Source organism: Duganella sp. AC237 (assembly GCF_979254035.1).
Genome location: NZ_CEEDEW010000003.1, coordinates 5229353 through 5251573 on the forward strand (window position 1 = coordinate 5229353; position 22221 = coordinate 5251573).

Here is a 22221-nt window from a genome sequence, read left to right on the forward strand (position 1 = left end):
CTAACATCTTGCAAAACCAACAGGATTTCGATATGCAACCTTTCCGCGCGCTGTCCCCTCTGCTGTTTACCTTCCTCATTACGGGCCCAGCCCACGCCGCCGAGGTGCCCACCCCCGCCGCCGCCAAACCCAGCCATCCCGACATCGCCACCAAGGCCTACAGCACCAGGGAATTCCTGCTGGCGCTGCGCACGGACACCCAGACGCTGGCCCGGCTCGATCCGGTCGCCGATCCCAGCTTCGACTTCACACCCGGCCCGAGGGAAGCCGAGCGCCAGTACGACGGCTACGCCCACATCGGCGACCTGAACCTGCGCCTGCGCAGCGGTGGCGCCGGGGCCTGGCAGGAATTCTCCTCATCCGCCGCGCGGCGACCGATCAAGCCGCTGACGGCCGGCGGCAAGGTCCTGGCGGCGGCCGACATCACGGCCAGCCTGGGCAAGGACCTGCCGTTGACGGTGGAGCGGCGCTGGCTCAACGAGGGCGGCACGCTGGTGCTGCGGTTCACGTTGATTAACAAGTCGAACGCGCCGGTGGAAATCGGCGGCCTCGGCATGCCGATGGTGTTCGACAACATCATCACCGACCGCAACCTGGAGCAGGCCCACGCCAGCGCCAGTTTCGCCGACCCTTATATAGGCCGCGACGCCGGCTATGTGCAGGTGACGCGCCTCAACGGCCAGGGCCCGGCGCTGATCGTCACGCCGGACGGGCGCACGCCGCTGGAAGCATGGCGTCCGCTGACCGACCGCAGCCCGCGCGCGCAAACCTCAGAAGGCTTCTACGACTGGACCGTCGCCAGCAAGGCCTACGCCGAGAACGAATGGAAGAACGCCGGCGAACAGTGGAACACGCCGACCAGCATCACTTTGGAAGCGGGCGCGCGGCGCGACATCGGCGTGCGCTTCGCCACGGCGCCGTCGATCCGCGCCATCGAAGCCGCCCTGATCGCGCAAAAGCGCCCGGTCGCCGTCGGCATCCCCGGCTACGTGGTGCCGACCGATCTGGAGGCGACCTTGTTCCTCAACAGTCCGCAAAAAGTCGTCGGCATCACCAGTTCGCCCGAGAACGCGCTGGCCGTCGCGCCGGTCAAGTCGAGCGCCAAAGGCTGGGCGCGCTACACGGTGCGCGGCAACGGCTTGGGACCGGCGCGCCTGTCGATCGCCTACGCCGACGGCAGCGTGCAGACGGTCAGCTACTTCGTCACCAAGCCGCTGGAGCAGACGGTGGCCGACCTCGGCAAGTTCTCCACCACCCAGCAATGGTTCGACGACAAGACAGATCCGTTCAACCGCGCGCCTGCCATCCTCACCTACGACCGCGACGCCAAGCGCATCGTCACCGACGATCCGCGCGTGTGGATCTCGGGCATGAGCGACGAAGGCGGCGGCGGCAGCTGGGTGGCGGCCATGAGCAAGCAGCTCGACAACCCGGACGCGGCCGAAGTGGCCAAGCTTGAACGGCTGGTCAACGAGACGGTGGTCGGCAAGTTGCAGGTGGCCGACGGCCCGCAGGCCGGCGCCGTGCGCAAGAGCCTGTTCTACTACGACCCGAAAGCCTTCCCCGGCTACTACAACCAGAAAGCGGACTGGAGCACCTGGACCTCATGGCCGAAGAAGGACGCGGACGACCTGGGCCGCGCTTATAACTATCCGCACGTCGCCATCGGCCACTGGGTGCTGTACCGGCTGGCGCGCAACCACGCCGGCCTGGTCACCGCGCACGACTGGCGCTGGTACTTGCAGCGCGCCTACCAGACCACGGTGGCGATGGTGCGCGACGCGCCCGAGTACGCGCAGTTCGGGCTGATGGAGGGCGACGTCTTCCTCGACATCCTGAAAGACCTGCAGCGCGAAGGCATGACGGCCGAGGCGGCCGACATGGAAGCGATGATGAAGCGGCGCGCCGACCACTGGCGCACCCTTGCCTACCCGTTCGGCAGCGAGATGGCGTGGGACTCGACCGGCCAGGCCGAGGTCTACGCGTGGATGCGCCACTTCGGCTACACCAAGCAGGCCGACATCACGCGCGAAGTGATCCTGGGCTACGACCCGGCGATCCCGAGCTGGGGCTACAACGGCAACGCCCGCCGCTATTGGGATTTCTTATATGGCGGCAAGACCGCGCGCATCGAGCGCCAGATCCACCATTACGGCTCGACCTTGAACGCGGTGCCGCTGTTCGACGCCTACCGGGCCAACCCGAGCGACCTGCACTTGCTGCGCGTGGCCTACGGCGGGCTGCTGGGCGGCATCACCAATATCGACCGCGACGGTTTCTCGTCGGCCGCCTTCCACGCCTGGCCGGACATGATGCGCTGGGACGCCTACAGCGGCGACTACGGCATGGGCTTCTACGGCCACGCGTACGCGACCGCCACTTATGTGTTGAACGACCCGACCTTCGGGTGGCTCAGCTTTGGCGGCAACATGAAAGTGGCTAATAATGGCACGGTCCAGATCGTGCCCAAGGACAGCGCACGCACGCGCCTGTTCGTGGCGCCGGCGCGTGCCTGGATCACCCTGGAGGCGGGCAAGATCGACAGCGCCACCTACGATCCGAAGAGCGGCGCGATCACGATCGAGCTCGCAGCCGCCACCGCTGCGACGCCGGCGGCCCGTCTGCTGGTCGAGAGTCCGGGGGGCAGATTCAAGCCGCAGGGCCTAGTTGCCGAGCGCGATGGCTACAAGATTCCGCTGACGGCGGCGACCACGCGCGTGCTGTTGAAGCCACGATGAAGGTGGTTGAACGAACTTTTTTCATTTTATTTCGCTGAACACAACAAATTTCCTTGCATTGCGGGCCATACTGTACAAAAATACAGACTGTCTATATACACAGGCCCAACTGCACTCATGATCAAGCTCACCGCACGTCAGGAACAAATTCTCAATCTGATCAAGGATGCCATCGAAAACACCGGCTTCCCGCCGACGCGCGCCGAGATCGCCAACGAACTGGGCTTCAAATCCGCCAACGCGGCCGAGGAGCATCTGCAGGCGCTGGCGCGCAAGGGCGCCATCGAAATCGCCGCCGGCACCTCGCGCGGCATCCGTCTGCTGGGCGTGCACGCCGAACCGGCCACGCCGAAGGTGCCGGTGTCGCTGATGATGTCGTTGCCGCTGATCGGCCGCGTGGCCGCCGGCTCGCCGATCCTGGCGCAGGAAAACCTGGAGACGAGCTACAGCGTCGACCCGGCGATGTTCTCGTCCAAGCCGGACTACCTGCTCAAGGTGCGCGGCGAATCGATGCGCGACGCCGGCATCATGGACGGCGACCTGCTGGCGGTAAAGAAGGTCGACAGCGCCAAGAACGGCCAGATCGTCGTCGCGCGGATCGGCAACGACGTCACGGTCAAGCGCTACCGCAAGACCGGCACCCTGGTCGAGCTGCTGCCGGAGAACCCGGACTTCAAGATCATCAAGGTCGACCCGGAGGCGGACGAGTTCGCGCTGGAAGGCCTGGCGGTCGGCCTGATGCGCAGCTGGCACTAAGCCCAACCCAGGCTCTCATTCCGGGGTCAGGTCCTAATGCCGCTAAGTTAAGCTCTTAGCGGCATTTTTCTTGTAAACGACGGCCGAAAGTGTTAACTTGCCGGCACGATGCTATCAGATGCCATTTCCCTCGCTATAGACCTTCCAAGCCCGCCCGACTGGAGGCGGCTAGGCGCGCATTTACCTTACGAATGGATTGAAGGGGCGCTGGCCGCCACTGACAAGGCCAGTATCCGGTCACGGCGTCTGCCGGCGCAGCAGGTCGTTTGGCTCGTCATTTCGTTGGCTTTATACCGGCATTTATCGGTCAAGGACATCGTCGACAGCCTCGACTTGGCGCTGCCGGAACTGGCTGATCGCTGCATCACCTCCAGCGCCACGACGCAGGCGCGCCAGCGCGTTGGGGCCGAGCCACTCAAATGGCTATTCGAGAAATCGGCCCAGCAGTGGATAGGCCACGACCAAGCGCATTATTTATTCAAGGGATTGCACCTGCTGGCCATGGATGGCACGACGCTGCGCCTGGCCGACAGCGCGGCCAACCGCGAGCATTTTGGCGCGCAGAATTATCCCAACGACAAGGTGGCCAGCTATCCGCAAACGCGGGCCGTCACCTTGATGATGGCCGATACCCAGCTCATCCGCGACGCCCGCTTTGGCCGCTACAGCGTCAGCGAGATGACGCACGCCCATGACCTGCTCGCCAGCGTGCCCGACGACTCGCTCACGGTGTTCGATCGCGGCTTCTTCTCGGCGCAGTTGTTGTCCAATTTAACCACGGACGGCAACAACCGCCACTTCCTCATTCCGGCGAAAACCAATACCAAATGGACCATCGTGGAAGGCACCGACGAAGACGCATTGGTGGAAATGGCGATCTCGGCGCAGGCCAGAAAGGCGACCCCACGTTGCCCAAAACGTGGCGCGCACGAGCGGTGAAGGTGGACGACGGCGACGGCGGCAAACCGCGCCACCTGCTCACTTCGCTGACAGATCGCAAAATGATCAAACGTGCTGACTTGGCTGCCTGTTATCAGCGTCGCTGGCGCATCGAGACCAGCTACAGGGAATTGAAACAGTCCATGCTGGGATCGGCGCTGACCTTACGCAGCATGAGCGTCGAAGGCACCGAGCAAGAGATCTGGGGTGCGATGATCGCCTACAACTTGATTCGCATTGAAATGGCCAAGGCGGCATTGGAGGCCAAATGCGCGCCCACCTCGATCAGTTTCCTCCTCGCCCTGACCACCATTCAGAACGAACTGATGACGATCGGGCGAGCAACCTCGCCGGGAACCATTCCGGCCAGACTCAAACGCCTGCGCGATAGGCTGGTACTCGACCTGAAGGCGCAGCGACCCGGCCGGAAATTCGACCGGGTCGTTAAAGCGGTGGCGCAGCGATATCCAGAGAAACGACTAACTAAAAAAGCTTAACTTAGCGGCATTAGGGTCAGGTCCACCATTTCTACACGCTCTCGGCCGTACGTGCGGCCACGGGGCCTTGTTTTGGCAATAAGGCTGGGCTCGTGTAGAAATGGTGGACCTGACCCTGGAGTTGTTTAGCAGCCTTCCAGGGCGCAGGCGAAGTCGTCGAGCAGGTCGTCGGTGTCTTCGATGCCGACCGAGACGCGTATCAACGATTCGGCGATGCCCATCGAGGCGCGGCGCTCGGCACCCATCTCGTAGAAAATCGTGTGCGCGACCGGAATCACCAAGGTGCGCGTGTCGCCCAGGTTCGACGCCGGAATCGCCAGCTTGAGGCGGTTCAGGAAGTCGAAGCAGTCGATCCCATCCTTCAATTCAAAACTGAGCAGCGAACCGTGCTTGCGGAACAGTTCGCTCGAGATGCCGTGCTGCGGGTGCGATGCCAGGCCCGGATAGTGGACGGCGGCCACGCGCTCGTCCGCCTCCAGGATCTCGGCCAGCGCCAGCGCGTTGGCACTGGTGCGCTCCATGCGCAGCGCCAGGGTTTCGGCGCCGACGGCGATGTGGTGCGCCGCCTCCGGCCCCAGCGAGGCGCCGAAGTCGCGCAACCCTTTGGCGCGGATCTGCGCCAGCCCCCATTGCACCGGCGCTGCCTTCTTGTAGTTCTCGTAGATATTGGGGAATCTGGTCCAGTCGTATTCGCCGGTATCGGTCAGGCTGCCGCCCAGCGCGTTGCCGTGGCCGCCGATCGATTTGGTCAGCGCGTTGACCACCAGCCCGGCGCCGACCGACTTCGGCCGGAACAGGTACGGCGTGGTCATCGTGTTGTCGACGATGTAGAGGATGCCGCGCGCCTTGCACAGCTCGCCGATGCGCTTGAGGTCCGCCACCTGCGTGCGCGGGTTGGCTATGGTTTCGACGAACACCATGCGGGTCTGGTCGGTGATGGCGGCCTCGACGTTGGCGACGTCGGTGGCGTCGACGAACGACACGCCGACGCCCTGCGCCATCGTGGTCTGCCACAGGCTGTTGGTGTTACCGAACAGGAAGGCCGACGAGACGACATGGTCGCCCGCGCGCAGCAGCGCCTGGAACACGGCGCCGATCGCGCCCATGCCGGTGGCGAAGCACAAGGTGCCGACGCCCTGCTCCATCTTGTTGACCTTGTCCTCGAGCGCGGAGATCGTCGGGTTGCCCTGGCGGCCGTAGCGGAAGCCCGGCTCCTTGCCCTGGAATACGGACGCCAGCTGGCGCGCGTCGCTATAACCGAACGCGACCGAGGTGTGGATCGGCTTGTGCAGCGAGCCATGCTCGATGCCCTTCAGGCGGTCGTTGTGCAGGATGGTGGTGGTGAAACCGTAGTGTTTCTTATCGTTCATATGCTTGGAATGGTCAAAAAAAAAGCCCGGTACGGCGAACCGTACCGGGCGCGACATCAGCCTTCGGCGGTCGCGAGATTCAGATTCAGTTGCGAGCGGCCGGCGTCCTCGTGGGTCGTCTTGGCCTTCGGGTTGTGGCGCGCGTACTCCAGCTTGTCGAGGTATTCCTTCGACACGTCGCCGGTCACATAGATGCCGTCGAAGCACGACGCTTCGAAGTTCTTCAGCTCCGGATTGACGTCGGAGATGGCGCGCTTCAACGACTCGATGTCCTGGTACACCAGGTGGTCGGCGGTGATTTCGCGGCAAACTTCCTCGGTGGTGCGGCCGTAGGCGATCAGCTCGTCGCGGGTCGGCATGTCGATGCCGTACACGTTCGGGTAGATCACCGGCGGCGCGGCCGAGGCGAAGATAACTTTCTTCGCGCCCGCTTCGCGCGCCATCTGCACGATCTCCCGGCTGGTGGTGCCGCGCACGATGGAGTCGTCGACCAGCAGCACGACCTTGTCCTTGAATTCGGAGGCGATCGCGTTCAGCTTCTGGCGTACCGATTTCTTGCGCGCGGCCTGGCCCGGCATGATGAAGGTGCGGCCGATGTAGCGGTTCTTGATGAAGCCTTCGCGGTACTCGACGTTGAGCGCCAGCGCCAGCTGGATCGCGGCCGGACGCGACGAATCGGGAATCGGCATGACGACGTCGATCTCGCCGTCCTTGAATTCGCGCTTGATCTTCTCGGCCAGGTACTCGCCCATTTTCAGGCGGGTGGCGTAGACCGAGGCGCCGTCGATGACCGAGTCCGGACGGGCCAGGTAGACGAATTCGAACACGCACGGGTTGAGCGACGGATTGTCGGCGCACTGGCGGCTATGCAGCTGCATGTCGGCATCGACGAAGACGCACTCGCCCGGCGCGACGTCGCGCAGGAAGCGGAAGCCCATGCCTTCGAGCGCCACCGATTCGGAGGCGACCAGGTACTCGGCGCCCTGCTCGGTTTCGTTGATGCCCAGGCACAGCGGACGGATGCCGAACGGATCGCGGAAGGCCAGCAGGCCGACGCCGGCGATCTGCGCGACGGCGGCGTAACCACCCTTCACACGGCGGTGCAGCACGGTGACGGCGTCGAAGATGGTGTCGGCGTCGATCGAGATGCCGGTGGTGGCCTTCTGGATTTCGTGGGCCAGCACGTTGAGCAGCACTTCCGAATCGGAGTCGGTGTTGATATGGCGGCGGTCGTTCTTGAACATCTCTTGCTTGAGCTGCTCCCAGTTGGTCAGGTTACCGTTGTGCGCCAGGGTGATGCCGAACGGGGCGTTGACGTAGAACGGTTGCGCCTCTTCCTCGCTCGACGAGCCGGCGGTCGGATAGCGGCAGTGGCCGATGCCCGAGTTGCCTTGCAGGGTGCGCATGTTGCGGGTGCGGAAAACGTCACGCACCAGGCCGTTGGCCTTGTGCATGGCGAACATGCTGCTGTGATTGGTCGCGATACCCGCTGCATCCTGGCCGCGGTGCTGCAACAGCAGCAAGGCGTCATACAGCAGTTGATTGACAGGTTGATGGGAAACGACGCCGACGATGCCACACATGATGGTGCTCCTGGACTGGGTAATACAGATTAAAGACGCAGATTAAAGACGCAGATTAAAACCGGTGGTGCAATTCAAAAGTTCACATGCTGCGCCATCGCAGCGGGAAGGAAGGTCTTGACGAGCCGGGCGCCGGTCTCGGCATACGGACTGAGCAACGCCTCCTTCCAGAAATCCTGTTGTGGGAGCGACGTCATCCCACACAAGATGACGGCGGTCAGCACGATTACAAGGCCACGGCCGACGCCGAACACGGCGCCGAGCAGGCGGTCCAGCAAGCTCAGGCCGCCGGCGTCGAGCAAGGCGCCCAGCGCCATCGCCAACAGGCCCATCAAAATGCGTACGCCGATGAACAGGGCGATGAAGGCCAGGATCAGGCGCAGCACCTCGCCCGGCACCACGGCCGGCAACATCACGGCCAGCGCGGCGGCGTAGGCGTTGGCCACCACGAAGGCGACCACCCAGCCGGCCAGCGACAGCACTTCCTTGACCAGCCCGCGCAGCATGCTGATGATGATCGACGTGACCATCACGAAGATCACCAGATAATCGAAAATCGTCACGTCAGGCGGCCTGGATCACACCGTTTCCAGGCGGCCGCTCAGGCCCATGCCGCTCAGCTTGGCGCGCACTTTTTCCGCCTCTTCCTTGTTGGTGAACGGCCCCACGCGCACGCGGGTGATCTCGCCGGAAGGCGTTTTCTGCGTGAAGGAGCTGATGCCGGCGTCCTTCAGCTTCTTGCGCAGCTCGTCCACCTTGCCCTGGTCGCTCAGCGCGGCCACTTGCAGCACGAATTTCTGGCCGGATTCGGCGGCAGCGGCCGGCTTGGCCGCGCCCTTGCCTTCCAAAATGGCGAGCGCGCGCGCGTCTTCGGACGCCTTGTCGGCAGCGGGCTTGGCGGCAGGTTTGGCGTCGGCCAGCTTGCGCTCGGCATCGGCCTTGGCTTTTGCTTCGGCCTTCGCCTCGGCCAGCTTGCGCTCGCCTTCGCGCTTGCGCTCGGCATCCAGCTTGGCCTTGGCCTCGGTCTCGGCCCGTGCCTTGGACTCATGCTCGGCCTTGGCTTTGGCCAGCGCCTCGGCCTTGGCTTCCGCCTTGGCCTTGGCCTCGGCCTTCAGATCGGCCTGGGCTTCGGCTTCCTGCCGGGCGTTGTCGGCCTTGATGACCTCCTCGGCCGACGGCGCGGCGCGGGCGGCCGCGACAGCGGGTTTGCCCGGCTTGACGTCGTCGACGATTTCTTCCTTGCTGTCGAGGGCGGCGCTTGCGGGGACGGCGGCAGACGACGCGCGCGCGGCGGCCGGCTTATCCTTGGCCGGAATCTTGATTTCTATATCGGACGCGAGCGGACGCGGCTCGGAATCGAGCACCATCGGCAAGCCGACGGCGACAGCCAGCGCCAGCGCGATGGCGCCGACCAGGCGGCGGCGCGCGCGTTTCTTTTCCGGCAACACCGGATCGTCCGCCTCGCGGTCCTTGGCGCGGCGCGAGTTGGCCGGACCGTCGGCCGACGAGGCGCGCTTGGAGCGTGCGCGCTCGCCTGCGGCTTGATCATCCGCGCTGGTGTAATAGCCGCTGTCCTGACCGGCGGTCTCTTGCTTGTTTTTACCGAATTTCGAGAACAAGCCCATGCGTGATTTCAGTCCTGTGCGTTCAATGGAGTGAGGATTTTCTCGCCGCCATGACGCCTGCGACCGTGAGGAAAGATCCAAAGACCACAATTCTATCATTCTCCCCGGCCCGGCTCATCGCATTTGCATAGGCGGCGGCCGGATCGTCGAAGATATTGATGGTGCGTTCGGATTTTTCCGGTTGCACAATTTGCACCTTCGCGGCCAGTTCCGAGGCGCTGGCCGCGCGCGGCGACGGCAGATTCGTCAGGCACCAGTGGTCCACATGCTCGGACATGGCGGCGATGACGCCATCGATATCCTTGTCGTGCATGGAGCCGAACACGGCGTAGGTGTACGGATGGAAGCCCATATTGCCCAGGTTCTGGTTCAGCGCCGAGGCCGCGTGCGGGTTGTGGGCGACGTCCAGGATCACCGTCGGCCGGCCCGGCAGCACCTGGAAGCGGCCCGGCAGCTCCACCGTGACCAGGCCGGTGCGCACTTCCTGCGCGCCGACCGGCAATTCCAGCTTGAGCGCCTCCAGCGCGGCCAGCACGGCGGACGCATTGAGGATCTGGTTGGCGCCGCGCAGGCTCGGATAGGCCAGCGAATTGCGGCGCTGCGAGCGGCCGCCATAATTCCACTGCTGCTTGTCGCCGGAGTAATTGAAATCGCGGCCCATCAGCCACAGGTCGGCGCCGATGGCTTCGGCGTGGTCGATCAGCGACTGCGGCGGCACCGGGTCGGAGCAGATTGCTGTCTTGCCGGCGCGGAAGATGCCGGCCTTCTCGAAGCCGATCTTCTCGCGCGTATCGCCAAGATAGTCGGTGTGGTCGATATCGACGCTGGTGACGATGGCGACGTCGGCATCGACGATATTGACGGCGTCCAGGCGCCCGCCGAGGCCGACTTCCAGGATGACGACATCCATGCCCGCGCCGGCCAGCAGCTTCATGATGGCCAGCGTGGTGAATTCAAAATAGGTCAGCGGGGTGTCGCCGCGCGCCGCCTCGACGGCGTTGAAGGCGTCGACCAGCACCTCGTCGCTGGCCAGGTCGCCGTTGATCCGGGCGCGCTCGTTGAAGTCGAGGAAGTGCGGCTTGATGTACAGGCCGACCTTGTAGCCGGCGCGCAGCAGCACCGATTCCAGCATGGCGCAGGTCGAACCCTTGCCGTTGGTGCCGGCCACCATCACGACCGGGCAGCTAAAGCTCAGCTGCAAGCGTTCCTTGACGGCCAGGACGCGGTCCAGGCCCATGTTGATGACGGTTTCGGCGTGGCGCGATTCAATCAGCGCAAGCCAGGCGGGCAAAGTGGTTGGGAGGTTCGACATGATAAGACTCTGAAAATGGCAACGGCGCGCAGGCCGGATGATATCCGATTGCGCGCCGTTGTGCCGGGCATTGAAACTGCAATATTGGCTATGCGATAAGGTTACGCAATAACCTCGGCCGGCTGGTTTTGCAGCAAGGCCATCAGGCGCGCGATTTCTTCGCGCATCTTGCGGCGGTCGACGATCATGTCGACGGCGCCCTTGGTGACCAGGAACTCGGAGCGCTGGAAACCTTCCGGCAGTTTTTCGCGCACGGTGTTTTCGATCACGCGCGGGCCGGCGAAGCCGATCAGCGCCTTCGGCTCGGCGATGACGACGTCGCCCATGAAGGCGAACGAGGCGGACACACCGCCCATGGTCGGATCGGTCAGCACGCTGATGAACGGCAGCTTCTTCTCGGACAGCTTGGTCAGCATGGCGGTGGTTTTCGCCATTTGCATCAGCGACAGCAGGCCCTCTTGCATGCGGGCGCCGCCGGTGGCGGTGATGCAGATGAACGGCACTTTCTGTTCCAGGGCCACTTGCGCGCCGCGCACGAAGCGCTCGCCGACCACGGAGCCCATGGAGCCGCCCATGAATTCGAATTCGAAGCAGGCCACGACGACGGGCATGCTCATGATGGCGCCGCCCATGACGATCATGGCGTCGGTCTCGCCGGTCGCTTCCATCGCCTGCTTGAGGCGGTCGGGGTATTTCTTGCTGTCTTTAAACTTCAGCGTATCGACGGGCAGCGTGTCCATGCCGATTTCATAACGTCCGCCGGCGTCGAACAGGCTGTCGAGGCGTTCGCGCGCGCGGATGCGCATGTGGTGGTCGCATTTAGGGCAAACATGCAGGTTCGATTCCAGATCGGTGCGGTACAGGACGGCTTCGCACGATGGGCATTTGACCCACAGGCCCTCTGGCATCGTCTTGCGGGCGGCAACGTCGGAACGCTGGATTCTTGGGGGCAGCAGTTTTTCCAACCAACTCATAAATTCTCCTTGCAGCTAACTTGTGGCCGAAGTGTAGCCGTTTCTTGTACGCCTGTCGAACATTGCAATACAATAATTTTTAGCTTTCGTCATGGAATTCGCGGGGATTTAGAGGGAATCCCCTACTGCCGTCGCCTCTGTTTCGTCGTCGGTGGCAGGCATCTCTATCGTCACTTTGTAGTTCGCGCGAGCGATATGACGCAGATATGTTTCAATTACACGTTCAGGCGGCAGTCCAACCTCATCTCCAATTTGCTTGAAATAATTAATGGCATCGTTAGACAAACCGATCGTCAGCTCGCGTCCGATCTGCCGGGCAAAGTGGTTGGCAACAGGAACGCTTTTTGATAAATCTAACTCATCGTTACACATAGTTTCCTCATTGATAAATTTTCAGTTCCGCTTTGTTAGCCTTACGAGCTGATATGAGGCGTACGACATCAGCGCCTCGATAACAATGACTTACCAACAACAGCCGCCCTCGGTAACTTATTTTGCGAAGGTTGGATTTGGCCTTCTGCTCATCCCATTCAAAGCGCACGACCGCTCCCCTTCAACATAGTCAGTACTTAACTATGTATCAAGGTGAGCGGTCGTAATTTGATGACGGCCAAGCGGCCGGAGGGTGTTACGGTCTTCTAAAACCGGTCAGGCGTCGAGGGCGCTGCGGATGTCGCGGACGAAAGCTTCGACGGCCGCAACCGAACCTTCCTTGCCGTGCTTTTCGATCTCTTGCACGATGCGGCTGCCGATGACGACCGCGTCGGCCACCTCGGCCACGGCGCGCGCGGTGGCGCCGTCGCGGATGCCGAAGCCGACGCCGATCGGCAAGCTCACGTGCTTGCGGATTTCCGCCAGGCGCTCGGCCACCTGCAACGTATCGATATTACCGGCACCGGTGACACCCTTGAGCGAGACGTAATAGCTGAAGCCGCCGCCGACCTTGGCCACCTGCTGGATGCGTGCCTCGGTCGAGGTCGGCGCCAGCAGGAAGATCAGGTCGAGCTCGGCCGCGCGCATGGCGGCGGCGAACTCTTCGCACTCCTCCGGCGGATAGTCGACCACGATGGCGCCGTCGGCGCCGACTTCCTTCGATCTGGCGATGAAGGCGGCGGCGCCGATGCGCTCGATCGGGTTGGCGTAGCCCATCAGCACCACCGGCGTGGTCTGGTTGGTCTTGCGGAATTCGGCGACGTACTCGAACACGTCGCGGATGCCGACGCCAAACGCCAGCGCCCGCTCGCAGGCGCGCTGGATGACCGGACCTTCGGCCATCGGATCGGAAAACGGCACGCCGAGTTCGAGGATGTCGGCGCCGCCCGCGACCAGCGCGTGCATCAGCGCAACGGTGTGCTCGGGACCGGGATCGCCGGCGGTGATGAAGGTGACGAGCGCGGTTTTATTGGCCGCCTTCAGGGCGGCGAAGGTTGGTGCGATTCTGGACATGGTTTTCCTTGGTAGAGTTATTGGATGGATTAGTTGAAGTTCAAACCCATCCGCTCCGCCACGGTGTGCATGTCCTTGTCGCCACGGCCCGACAGGTTGGCCAGAATGATCTGATCCTTCGGCAAGGTGGCCGCCAGCTTCACGGCGTACGCCAAGGCGTGCGACGATTCCAGCGCCGGGATGATGCCCTCGATATGGCAACAATCGTGGAAGGCCTTGAGCGCCTCCTCGTCGGTGATCGAGACGTACTCGGCGCGGCCGATATCCTTCAGGTAAGCGTGCTCCGGGCCCACGCCGGGATAGTCCAGGCCCGCCGAGACCGAATGCGTCTCGATGATCTGGCCGTTCTCGTCCTGCAGCAGATAGGTGCGGTTGCCGTGCAACACGCCCGGATAGCCCTTGGTCAGCGAGGCCGCGTGCTTGACGCCGTCCAGCCCCTCGCCCGCCGCCTCGACGCCGATCAAGCGCACCTGCTTCTGGTCGATGTACGGGTAGAAAATGCCCATCGCGTTCGAACCGCCGCCGATGCAGGCCATCACGTAGTCCGGCTGGCGGCCGGTCATCTCCGGCATCTGCACCAGGCATTCCTCGCCGATCACCGACTGGAAGTCGCGCACCAGCATCGGGTAAGGATGCGGGCCCGCCACGGTGCCGATGATGTAGAAGGTGTTTTCGATGTTGGTGACCCAGTCGCGCATGGCCTCGTTGAGCGCGTCCTTGAGCGTCTTGGAACCGGACTCGACCGGCACCACGGTCGCGCCCAGCAGCTTCATGCGGTAGACGTTCTGCGCCTGGCGCTTGACGTCCTCGCTGCCCATGTAGACCACGCACTCGAGGCCGAAACGGGCGCAGATGGTGGCGGTGGCGACGCCGTGCTGGCCGGCGCCGGTCTCGGCGATGACGCGCGGCTTGCCCATGCGCTTGGCCAGCAACGCTTGGCCGATGACGTTGTTGATCTTGTGGGCGCCGGTGTGGTTCAGGTCTTCGCGCTTGAAGTAGATCTGCGCGCCGCCTGCCAGCTCGGACCAACGCTTGGCGTGGTAGATCGGCGACGGACGGCCGACGAAGTGCTTGAGCTCATAGCGGAATTCTTCGAGGAATTCCTGGTCCTTGCTGTAGCGCTCGTAAGCCTGGTTCAGCTCGGCCAGCGCGTAGGTCAGCGTTTCGGCGACGAAGGAACCGCCGTAGGGGCCGAAGTGGCCGCTGGCGTTGGGCAGTTCGTAGTCTTTGGCGTGGAACAGGGGCGCGGCTGCGCCGATCTCAGGTAATGCTTTCATGGTGGGTTTCGCTTTCAATCATGTCATCTCCGGCCCGCACCGCCGCGACGAAGGCGGCGATCTTGCGGGCGTCCTTGATCCCCTTGGACGCTTCGACACCACTGCTGATGTCGACGGCATAGGGGCGTACACCGACCACCGCGTCAGTCGCGTTGTGTACGCTCAAGCCACCACTTAAAACGACCCGAGGCGCGAGATCTTTTGGAATGAGAGACCAATCAAAACCCTTTCCTGCGCCACCGTAGGCATCCACATATGTATCCAGCAACAAACTGGTGAACAGGGGACTGGCGGCGCGGCATAGTTGTTCGTATTCTAGCAAATCGGACGGCAAGGTGTCGGGTTTGACGCGAAACACGCGCATGAACTGTCGCCCGCAGGCGGCGGCGATGGCGGCCGACTGGGCTATCGTCTCGTCGCCGTGCAGCTGGATCAGGGACACCGGCGCCACTTTCACCACGGCGGCCACCTCCTCCGGCGTGGCGTTGACGAACAGCCCAGTGCAGGTAATAAACGGCGGCACGGCGGCGATCAGCGCGGCGGCCTGCTCGGGCGTGACATAGCGCGGGCTTTTCGGATAAAACACGAAACCGATCGCATCGGCGCCGGCGGCCACGGCCGCTTGCACGTCCTCCACGCGGGTCAGGCCGCAGATTTTGACTCGGGTGCGTGGCATGCAATGTTTCCTTTTTAGAACCAAGGGAGCGCGCTGGTGGTCTCCAGCGGCAATTCCCATTTGGGATCGTAGTCGATTTTAGCCAGGTACAAGCCATCCGGCATGAAAGTGGGCGCGGCGGCATGGCGGTCTTTGGTTTCCAGCAATTGGCCCAGCCATTCAGGCTTTTCGCGTCCGGTGCCGATGTAGACCAGCGAACCGACCAGGTTGCGCACCATGTGGTGCAGGAAGGCGTTGGCGGTGATGGTGAACACCACCAGTTCGCCGACGCGCTTGATCTGGATGTCATGCATCAGTTTGACCGGCGACTTGGCCTGGCATTGCGCGGCGCGGAAAGCGGTGAAGTCGTGCCAGCCGAGCAGCGGCTGCACGGCTTGCTGCATCAGCGCGACGTCGAGCGGGCGGAAGCAGAAACCGGCGCGGCCTTCCAGCAACGGCGAGCGGGTCGGGTTGTTGTACAGCACATAGTGGTAGGTGCGGGCGCGGGCGCTGAAACGGGCGTGGAAGAAGTCGTTAACCGTCGGGTCGCCCGGCAGTTCCTTGGCCCAGCGCACGGCGATCGACGGCGGCAGGAAGGCGTTGACGCCGCGCACCCAGGAATGGGCGTCGCGGGTCAGGTCGGTATCGAAGTGGACCACTTGTTCGAGCGCGTGCACGCCGGTGTCGGTGCGGCCGGCGCAAGTGGTGGCCAGGCGAACCGTGGCGAATTTTTCCAGCGCCTGTTCCAGCTTGTCCTGGACCGTGTGGCCGTCTTCCTGTTTCTGGTAGCCGTGCCAGGCGGTGCCGTCGTACTGGACGCCGATTGCTATCCGTTTCAATTGCTGCCCGAGGTGATGTTTGAGGCTGGCATTATATCGGACAACCTCGCGGACAACCTCGCGGACAACCCGACACCGCTTACCCCAGCTGCGCCTTCATGGCGTTGGCTTTGGCGATCTGGTCGTCGCTGCCGCCGCGCAGCACTTCGTCCAGCAGCTCGCGCGCGCCTTCCTTGTCGCCGATTTCCTGGTAGGCGATGGCCAGGTCGAGCTTGGTGTCCATCTCCATGTGGTGCGCCGACAGGGTGTCGTCGCGCGCCGGCGATGCTGCAGGTTCCGCTGGTTCCGCCAACTCCGCCTTCGCGCCCTCGCCTGCGGCGCCGGTGAATTCGTTGTCCAGATCGAGGTTGATGTCCGACAGGTCGAACTCGCGCGCGGGCGCCGGCGCGGCCGTGATCGATTCGGCGTCTTCCGGCAACTCCAGCGGCTCGTCGAAGTCCACCGCCTTCGGATCGACCTTCGGCGGTTCGGTCAGGGCCGGCACTTCCGGAATATCGAAGCCCATGATGTCCATGTCCAGCGGATCGGTGCCGGCCGCCGGCACGCGCTCCGCCGATTTGGCCGATTCGGCAGGCTCCGCCGTGTCTTCCGGCAGATCGAGGCTGAAGTCCATGCTCGGGTCGTCGGCGGGCGCCGCAGCGGCCGCCGGTGCGGAGGCGGCAGGCGCATCGAAGGCCAGATCAAACGGATCGTCGGCAGCCTCCTCACGCGCCGGGGCCGGCATTTCGATCGGCGCCTTGTCGCTGGCGACCGGTTCGAAATTCATGTCGCCCAGGTCGAAGTCCATCAGGTTGTCCGATTGCGCGGCAACCGATGCTGGCGATACCGACGCGTCGGCCGGTTGCGGCAACGCCGTTTCCATGTCGCTCAGGTCGCTGCCGAAGTCCATCGCGCTGTCGGCCTTGGCAGACGCAGCATCCAGGCCCACGTCCAGATCGAGGCCGCTCGGGGTGGCGGCAGGCGGTTCGGCGCCGAAATCGTCGCCCGTGCCAAAATCGTTGGCCGAATACGCCGAGGCGGCGGCAGCGGCGGCCGCCGCGCCGGCCGCGACCGGCACGGCGGCGGCCGACATGGCAACGCCGCCGGCGCCGTCAGGCGCCGCCGAGTACAGCGGATTGGTCGGATCGATCGACTGCCCCATCGCGGACGCCTGCGCCCACTCCTCGCCCTGGCCGCGCGTCAGCGCATACAGCTCGGAGGCCTGGCCTTCGAAGGCGCGCGCATCCTTGCGGGTAGCATAGATTTCCAGCAGCTTCAGGCGAACCGGATGGCGCTCGGGGTTCGTGCGCAGCGCTTCCTTGAGGATATCCTCGGCCTGCGCGTCGCGGCCGTAGGCGATGTAGACGTCGGCCTCGGCCACCGGATCGACCTCGTTGGTGTCGAGCTGGCTGGCCGACGGCGCGAAATTGGAGTTGAACACGCTGTTGCTGGTGTCGACGTTCTGGGCCCCGGCCTCGGTGATGAACGGCTGTATCGGGGTGGTCGGATCGGGCGGCATGACGATCTCGCCCGGCACCACGACAAATTTCTTGCTCTTGCGGCGGCGCGCCAGGATGATGCCGTAGATCAGCGCCAGCAAGGCCGCGACCGCCAGCCCGACCAGCTGGATATTCTCCATCATTACTTCGTACCAGCTCGGCTCGACCGGCTTGCGTGGCGGCACGGCCAGGGTGCGCTTCGGTTTCGGCGCCTCGGCCGGGGTGGCGGCTGGCGCCGGCGTGGGCGCCGGCGCGGCGACAGGCGCTGCGGCAACTGGCGGCTTCTCGGCGATGGTCTTGTTCTTCACCGCCATCAGCTGTTCGAGGTCGTTGACGTTCTTTTCCAGCTCCTTGACGCGGGCGGCCGCTTCGTCCACCTGCTTTTGCTTGGCGATGTTTTCTTCGGCGGCCACGCCCGTCTTGCCCGCGACCGGCGCGGTGGCGGTCGATTTGGACAAGGTCAGCTTGTCCTTGGCCTCGTTGACGGCGTTCGGTTTTTCCTCGACCTTGGCGGTGATCTTGCCCTTGACGTTTTGCGTCGTCTCCGCTTCCCTGGCCGGCGTGCTGTTGGCGACCTGCCCGGCAAGCTTGGCGCGGTAGGCGTTGAAATCGACCGCGTGCGCGACCACCACGCCGCGCGCCTCGCCTTCGGGCACGATGGCGCGGACGGCGCCCGAATCCGGCACCTTCAGGATCTGGCCCGACTTCAGGCGGTTCATGTTATTGCCGGAGAACGCCTCCGGGTTGGCGCGGTACAGCGCCACCAGCATCATGTCGAGCGAGATGTCGCCCGGCTTGACCTGGCTGGCGATGCGGCTCAGGTTGTCGCCTTTTTTAACGGTGTACTGCTCGGTCGACCTGGCGGGTTGCGGGCGGGCCGGCGCCGTGGACGAAGGCGCGGCAGGGGTCGCGGCGGGCGCGGACGCCACCGGCGCGTTCGGCGCGGTCGCGGCCGGGGCGTTGGCCTGGCGGCTCAGATCGACCGGCGCGGCCACTTGCGGCGAATTGGCCGAACGCATGTCCGGTGGGTCGAGCAGGAAGGTGTATTCGCGCACCATGCGGCCGCCGGTCCACTTCAGTTCCAGCAGCATGTCGACGAAGGGCTCGTTGACCGGCTGGCTCGACGAGACGCGGATCAGTTGGCGGCCGTTGCGCTGCTCCACTTCGAAGCGCAGCGAGCTCAGCGCGGGATTGAAATCGATGTTGGCGGTACGGAAGGCATCTGGCGACGCCAGTTGGGCGACCAAACCGCTGGCTTCTTCGGGCGTGACAGCGGTCAGTTCGATTTCCGCCCGCAACGGCTGGCCCAGCGACGACAGGACGGTCAGCTTGCCAAGTCCGGCGGCGTTCGCGGCGGCGGACAACAACACCGCACCGGCGACCGCGCTAGTGAGTGTTTTCAACGCGAACGAAACGATGCTGGTGCGATTGGTGAAGGGCATAGTGGGCGGCAGTAGGTTATCAGAGGGAAAATGTTACTTTCCCGGATATATCAACATATCACCATGCACATGAGCATGCAAGCTTTGCACGCCGTTTCTCAAGTGATACATGAGGAGTTGTCAGGTCTGTGCCTAATTTGGTGAAAAAAAAGGGGTTTTCCCTATGAGAGCACATAGAGAAAACCCCTTCCACTACCAAGATTGCGCGGTAGCTTTTACTTATCCAGCACGATGCGCAGCATGCGGCGCAGCGGTTCGGCCGCGCCCCACAGCAGCTGGTCGCCGACGGTGAAGGCCGACAGGTAATCGTCGCCCATGCTCATCTTGCGCAGGCGGCCGACCGGGATCGTCAGGCTGCCGGTGGCGGCGGCCGGCGACAGGTCCTTGACCGACGCTTCACGCGTGTTCGGCACCACTTTGACCCACTGGTTGTTGGACGCGATGATGTCGTGGATCTCGTCGATCGGCACGTCCTTCTTCAGCTTGATGGTCAATGCCTGCGAGTGGCTGCGCATGGCGCCGATGCGCACGCACAGGCCGTCCACTGGAATCGCCTTGGAACCGAAGTCCGCGCCCAGGCCGAGGATCTTGTTGGTCTCGGCGCCGCCCTTCCACTCTTCCTTCGATTGGCCGTTGCCCAGGTCCTTGTCGATCCACGGGATCAGGTTGCCGGCCAGCGGCGCGCCGAACTGCCTGGTCTCCTCGGGAGAGAGACCATGTTGCGTCGCCAGCACCTGGCGGTCGATTTCCAGGATCGCGGAAGCCGGATTGTCCAGCAGCGCCTTGACCGACGAATTGATCGTGCCGAACTGGGTCAGCAGTTCGCGCATGTGCTGGGCGCCGCCGCCCGATGCCGCCTGGTACGTCATGGAGGTCATCCACTCGACCAGGTTGTGCTGGAACAGGCCGCCCAGGCCCATCAGCATGCACGACACGGTGCAATTGCCGCCGATGTAGTTCTTCACGCCCTTGCCCAGTGCGTCCTTGATGACGTGCAGGTTGACCGGGTCCAGCACGATGACGGCGTCTTTTTCCATGCGCAGGGTCGACGCGGCGTCGATCCAGTAGCCGTTCCAGCCGGCCGCGCGCAATTTCGGGAACACCTCGGTGGTGTAGTCGCCGCCCTGGCACGAGATGATGATCTCGCACTTTTTCAGTTCGTCGATGTCGGTGGCGCTTTTCAGTTTGGTTTCATTCTTCGCCATCTTCGGGGCGTCGCCGCCCGGGTTCGACGTCGTGAAGAACACCGGTTCGATGTGGGCGAAATCTCCCTCTTCCTGCATGCGCTGCATCAGGACCGAACCAACCATGCCGCGCCAACCTACCAAGCCTACGAGTTTCATTTTGCTCTTCCTTGTCTTTAGTTTTTATGCGAGTGCTTTAACTACCGCGTTGCCCATCTCCTCGGTGCCCACCTTGGTGGTGCCCGGCTCGAAGATGTCGGCGGTGCGCAGGCCCTGCGCCAGCACGGCCTTGACGGCGGTCTCGATGCGGTCGGCCTGTTCGTTCTTGTTGAACGTGTAGCGCAGCATCATCGCGGCCGACAGGATCGTCGCCAGCGGATTGGCGATGCCCTTGCCGGCGATGTCCGGCGCCGAACCGTGCGACGGCTCGTACAGACCCTTGTTGTTGGCGTCGAGCGAGGCCGACGGCAGCATGCCGATCGAACCGGTCAGCATCGCCGCGCAATCGCTCAGGATGTCGCCGAACATGTTGCCGGTGACGATGACGTCAAATTTCTTCGGCGCGCGCACCAGCTGCATGGCGGCGTTGTCGACGTACATGTGGTCCAGCGCGACGTCCGGATATTCCTTGTGGACGTCGGTGACGATGTCCTTCCAGAACTGGAACGTCTCCAGCACGTTGGCCTTGTCGACGCTGGTCAGTCGCTTGCCGCGTTTTTGCGCGGCCTGGAACGCCACGTGGGCGATGCGGCGGATCTCGCCTTCGGCATAGCGCATGGTGTCGAAACCTTCGCGCTGGCCCTTGAACGGACCGTCCGGGCACTCGCGCACGCCGCGCGGCTGGCCGAAGTAGATGTCGCCGGTCAGTTCGCGCACGATCAGGATGTCGAGGCCGGAAACGACTTCAGGCTTCAGGGTCGAGGCGCCGGCCAGTTCCGGATACAAAATGGCCGGACGCAAGTTGCCGAACAGGCCCAGGTTCTTGCGCAGGCCGAGAATGGCCTGCTCCGGACGCAGCGCGCGTTCCAGGGTGTCGTACTGGTAGTCGCCGACGGCGCCAAACAGCACCGCGTCGGCGGACTTGGCCAGCGCCAGGGTGGCGTCCGGCAGCGGATGGCCATGGGCCGCGTAGCCGGCGCCGCCGACGGGGGCGGTCTCCAGCTCGAACGATTCGCCCAGCACATTGAGGACCTTGACGGCTTGGGCGACGATTTCCGGGCCGATACCGTCGCCCGGGAGGATTGCGATTTTCATGTGAGTTTTCGAGATTAGATGACGTTAGCCAACCAGGGTTGGTTTGCCAGATGGCGCTCTTCGAATTCGCGGATGGTGTCGGCGTGGCGCAGGGTCAGGCCGATATCGTCGAGTCCGTTCATCAGGCAGTATTTGCGGAAGGCGTCGATCTCGAAGGGATAGGAGACGCTGCCATTGCTGGTGGAAATGCGCTGCTGCTCAAGGTCGACCACCAGACGGTATCCGGGGAAGGCCTTGACTTCGTTGAACAGATGATCGATCTGCGCTTCAGGAATCACGATGGGCAGCAAGCCGCTCTTGTAGCAGTTGTTGAAGAAGATGTCGGCGAACGACGGCGCGATGATGGCGCGGAAGCCGTACTGGTCCAGCGCCCACGGCGCGTGCTCGCGCGAGGAGCCGCAGCCGAAGTTTTTACGGGTCAGCAGGATCGAGGCGCCCTGGTAACGCGGCTCGTTGAGCACGAAGTCCGGATTGAGCGGACGCTTGCTGTTGTCCATGCCGGGCTCGCCATGGTCGAGGTAACGCCACTCGTCGAACAGGTTGGGGCCGAAGCCGGTGCGATGGATGGACTTCAGGAATTGCTTCGGAATGATGGCGTCGGTGTCGACGTTGGCGCGGTCGAGCGGGGCCACCAGGCCTTCGTATATCGTAAATTTATCCATGATCTCGTTCGGGTTGTGCGACGGCGGACCGTCGCGGCCCGCCGTACTGCGGTTATTTTTTGGTCGAAGCGCCTTCCAGCGACTCACCGACTTTTTTCACGTCCTTGCCGAAGCCGTTGACTGTGTTGCAGCCGGTCAGGATCAGCGCAATGATGGACAGGGCGAATAGTTTTTTCATGTTGGTGTACTC

18 protein-coding genes and 1 pseudogene are annotated in these 22221 nt (G+C 63.6%); 3 read left to right on the top strand and 16 right to left on the bottom strand.

The genetic code is table 11. The annotated features are described in order from the left end of the window. Nucleotides 1-32 precede the first annotated feature (32 nt). The 3 genes and pseudogenes from AC0IYS_RS23180 (at nucleotide 33) to AC0IYS_RS23190 (ending at nucleotide 4930) form a co-directional block, all read left to right on the top strand. Nucleotides 33-2738, top strand: coding sequence for a DUF5695 domain-containing protein (locus AC0IYS_RS23180; RefSeq protein ID WP_471707391.1), 2706 nt, complete (start codon nucleotides 33-35; stop codon nucleotides 2736-2738). A 117-nt stretch (nucleotides 2739-2855) separates the two neighbouring features. Then, the gene (lexA, locus tag AC0IYS_RS23185; protein ID WP_209716483.1) at nucleotides 2856-3494 is read left to right on the top strand and encodes a transcriptional repressor LexA; all 639 of its coding nucleotides are present in this window, start codon (nucleotides 2856-2858) and stop codon (nucleotides 3492-3494) included. 108 nt (nucleotides 3495-3602) lie between these two features. After that, a pseudogene (locus AC0IYS_RS23190) lies at nucleotides 3603-4930 on the top strand (IS4 family transposase). Nucleotides 4931-5055: 125 nt separating this feature from the next. Here AC0IYS_RS23190 and AC0IYS_RS23195 read toward each other — a convergent pair. From AC0IYS_RS23195 to AC0IYS_RS23270, 16 genes are all read right to left on the bottom strand, one after another. Continuing rightward, nucleotides 5056-6300, bottom strand: a complete 1245-nt coding sequence (locus tag AC0IYS_RS23195; protein ID WP_471707392.1) for a cystathionine gamma-synthase family protein — start codon at nucleotides 6298-6300, stop codon at nucleotides 5056-5058. Nucleotides 6301-6356: 56 nt separating this feature from the next. Then, nucleotides 6357-7883 (bottom strand): amidophosphoribosyltransferase, encoded by a 1527-nt coding sequence (gene purF / locus AC0IYS_RS23200; protein WP_471707393.1) that lies wholly within the window; start codon nucleotides 7881-7883, stop codon nucleotides 6357-6359. Between the two features lie 74 nt (nucleotides 7884-7957). Continuing rightward, the gene (locus AC0IYS_RS23205) at nucleotides 7958-8446 is read right to left on the bottom strand and encodes a CvpA family protein (protein WP_471707394.1); all 489 of its coding nucleotides are present in this window, start codon (nucleotides 8444-8446) and stop codon (nucleotides 7958-7960) included. A 15-nt stretch (nucleotides 8447-8461) separates the two neighbouring features. After that, complete coding sequence (locus tag AC0IYS_RS23210) at nucleotides 8462-9508, bottom strand: SPOR domain-containing protein (RefSeq protein WP_471707395.1); 1047 nt, start codon at nucleotides 9506-9508, stop codon at nucleotides 8462-8464. Between the two features lie 22 nt (nucleotides 9509-9530). Next, nucleotides 9531-10820 (bottom strand): bifunctional tetrahydrofolate synthase/dihydrofolate synthase, encoded by a 1290-nt coding sequence (gene folC / locus AC0IYS_RS23215; RefSeq protein WP_471707396.1) that lies wholly within the window; start codon nucleotides 10818-10820, stop codon nucleotides 9531-9533. 101 nt (nucleotides 10821-10921) lie between these two features. Further along, nucleotides 10922-11794: an acetyl-CoA carboxylase, carboxyltransferase subunit beta gene (gene accD / locus AC0IYS_RS23220; RefSeq protein ID WP_090314808.1), complete on the bottom strand. Its 873-nt coding sequence runs from the start codon at nucleotides 11792-11794 to the stop codon at nucleotides 10922-10924. A 108-nt stretch (nucleotides 11795-11902) separates the two neighbouring features. Next, the gene (locus AC0IYS_RS23225; protein ID WP_471707397.1) at nucleotides 11903-12166 is read right to left on the bottom strand and encodes a hypothetical protein; all 264 of its coding nucleotides are present in this window, start codon (nucleotides 12164-12166) and stop codon (nucleotides 11903-11905) included. 276 nt (nucleotides 12167-12442) lie between these two features. Then, nucleotides 12443-13240, bottom strand: coding sequence for a tryptophan synthase subunit alpha (gene trpA, locus AC0IYS_RS23230; protein WP_471707398.1), 798 nt, complete (start codon nucleotides 13238-13240; stop codon nucleotides 12443-12445). Nucleotides 13241-13269: 29 nt separating this feature from the next. Then, complete coding sequence (gene trpB / locus AC0IYS_RS23235; protein ID WP_471707399.1) at nucleotides 13270-14517, bottom strand: tryptophan synthase subunit beta; 1248 nt, start codon at nucleotides 14515-14517, stop codon at nucleotides 13270-13272. Next, nucleotides 14501-15193, bottom strand: coding sequence for a phosphoribosylanthranilate isomerase (locus AC0IYS_RS23240; RefSeq protein WP_471707400.1), 693 nt, complete (start codon nucleotides 15191-15193; stop codon nucleotides 14501-14503). Before AC0IYS_RS23240 ends, trpB begins: the two co-directional genes overlap by 17 nt. 14 nt (nucleotides 15194-15207) lie before the next feature. Then, the gene (truA, locus tag AC0IYS_RS23245; RefSeq protein WP_471707401.1) at nucleotides 15208-16011 is read right to left on the bottom strand and encodes a tRNA pseudouridine(38-40) synthase TruA; all 804 of its coding nucleotides are present in this window, start codon (nucleotides 16009-16011) and stop codon (nucleotides 15208-15210) included. A 79-nt stretch (nucleotides 16012-16090) separates the two neighbouring features. Then, a complete protein-coding gene (locus tag AC0IYS_RS23250) occupies nucleotides 16091-18931 on the bottom strand; it encodes a motility hub landmark protein FimV (RefSeq protein ID WP_471707402.1) in 2841 nt (946 codons plus the stop codon). A gap of 215 nt (nucleotides 18932-19146) precedes the next feature. Then, entirely contained in the window at nucleotides 19147-20274 is a 1128-nt protein-coding gene (gene asd, locus AC0IYS_RS23255) for an aspartate-semialdehyde dehydrogenase (protein WP_471707403.1), read from the bottom strand. A 24-nt stretch (nucleotides 20275-20298) separates the two neighbouring features. Beyond that, nucleotides 20299-21369, bottom strand: coding sequence for a 3-isopropylmalate dehydrogenase (leuB, locus tag AC0IYS_RS23260; RefSeq protein ID WP_471707404.1), 1071 nt, complete (start codon nucleotides 21367-21369; stop codon nucleotides 20299-20301). Between the two features lie 14 nt (nucleotides 21370-21383). Beyond that, the gene (gene leuD, locus AC0IYS_RS23265; protein WP_363505095.1) at nucleotides 21384-22031 is read right to left on the bottom strand and encodes a 3-isopropylmalate dehydratase small subunit; all 648 of its coding nucleotides are present in this window, start codon (nucleotides 22029-22031) and stop codon (nucleotides 21384-21386) included. A 52-nt stretch (nucleotides 22032-22083) separates the two neighbouring features. Next, a complete protein-coding gene (locus AC0IYS_RS23270) occupies nucleotides 22084-22209 on the bottom strand; it encodes an entericidin A/B family lipoprotein (RefSeq protein WP_008450980.1) in 126 nt (41 codons plus the stop codon). Nucleotides 22210-22221 lie beyond the last annotated feature (12 nt).

Bases quoted from the DNA above. Each gene is read 5' to 3' on its own strand.
- AC0IYS_RS23180 (WP_471707391.1), top strand. From the start codon at position 33: ATGCAACCTTTCCGCGCGCTGTCCCCTCTGCTGTTTACCTTCCTCATT.
- lexA (WP_209716483.1), top strand. From the start codon at position 2,856: ATGATCAAGCTCACCGCACGTCAGGAACAAATTCTCAATCTGATCAAG.
- AC0IYS_RS23195 (WP_471707392.1), bottom strand. From the start codon at position 6,300: ATGAACGATAAGAAACACTACGGTTTCACCACCACCATCCTGCACAAC.
- purF (WP_471707393.1), bottom strand. From the start codon at position 7,883: ATGTGTGGCATCGTCGGCGTCGTTTCCCATCAACCTGTCAATCAACTG.
- AC0IYS_RS23210 (WP_471707395.1), bottom strand. From the start codon at position 9,508: ATGGGCTTGTTCTCGAAATTCGGTAAAAACAAGCAAGAGACCGCCGGT.
- folC (WP_471707396.1), bottom strand. From the start codon at position 10,820: ATGTCGAACCTCCCAACCACTTTGCCCGCCTGGCTTGCGCTGATTGAA.
- accD (WP_090314808.1), bottom strand. From the start codon at position 11,794: ATGAGTTGGTTGGAAAAACTGCTGCCCCCAAGAATCCAGCGTTCCGAC.
- AC0IYS_RS23225 (WP_471707397.1), bottom strand. From the start codon at position 12,166: ATGTGTAACGATGAGTTAGATTTATCAAAAAGCGTTCCTGTTGCCAAC.
- trpA (WP_471707398.1), bottom strand. From the start codon at position 13,240: ATGTCCAGAATCGCACCAACCTTCGCCGCCCTGAAGGCGGCCAATAAA.
- trpB (WP_471707399.1), bottom strand. From the start codon at position 14,517: ATGAAAGCATTACCTGAGATCGGCGCAGCCGCGCCCCTGTTCCACGCC.
- AC0IYS_RS23240 (WP_471707400.1), bottom strand. From the start codon at position 15,193: ATGCCACGCACCCGAGTCAAAATCTGCGGCCTGACCCGCGTGGAGGAC.
- AC0IYS_RS23250 (WP_471707402.1), bottom strand. From the start codon at position 18,931: ATGCCCTTCACCAATCGCACCAGCATCGTTTCGTTCGCGTTGAAAACA.
- asd (WP_471707403.1), bottom strand. From the start codon at position 20,274: ATGAAACTCGTAGGCTTGGTAGGTTGGCGCGGCATGGTTGGTTCGGTC.
- leuB (WP_471707404.1), bottom strand. From the start codon at position 21,369: ATGAAAATCGCAATCCTCCCGGGCGACGGTATCGGCCCGGAAATCGTC.
- leuD (WP_363505095.1), bottom strand. From the start codon at position 22,031: ATGGATAAATTTACGATATACGAAGGCCTGGTGGCCCCGCTCGACCGC.
- AC0IYS_RS23270 (WP_008450980.1), bottom strand. From the start codon at position 22,209: ATGAAAAAACTATTCGCCCTGTCCATCATTGCGCTGATCCTGACCGGC.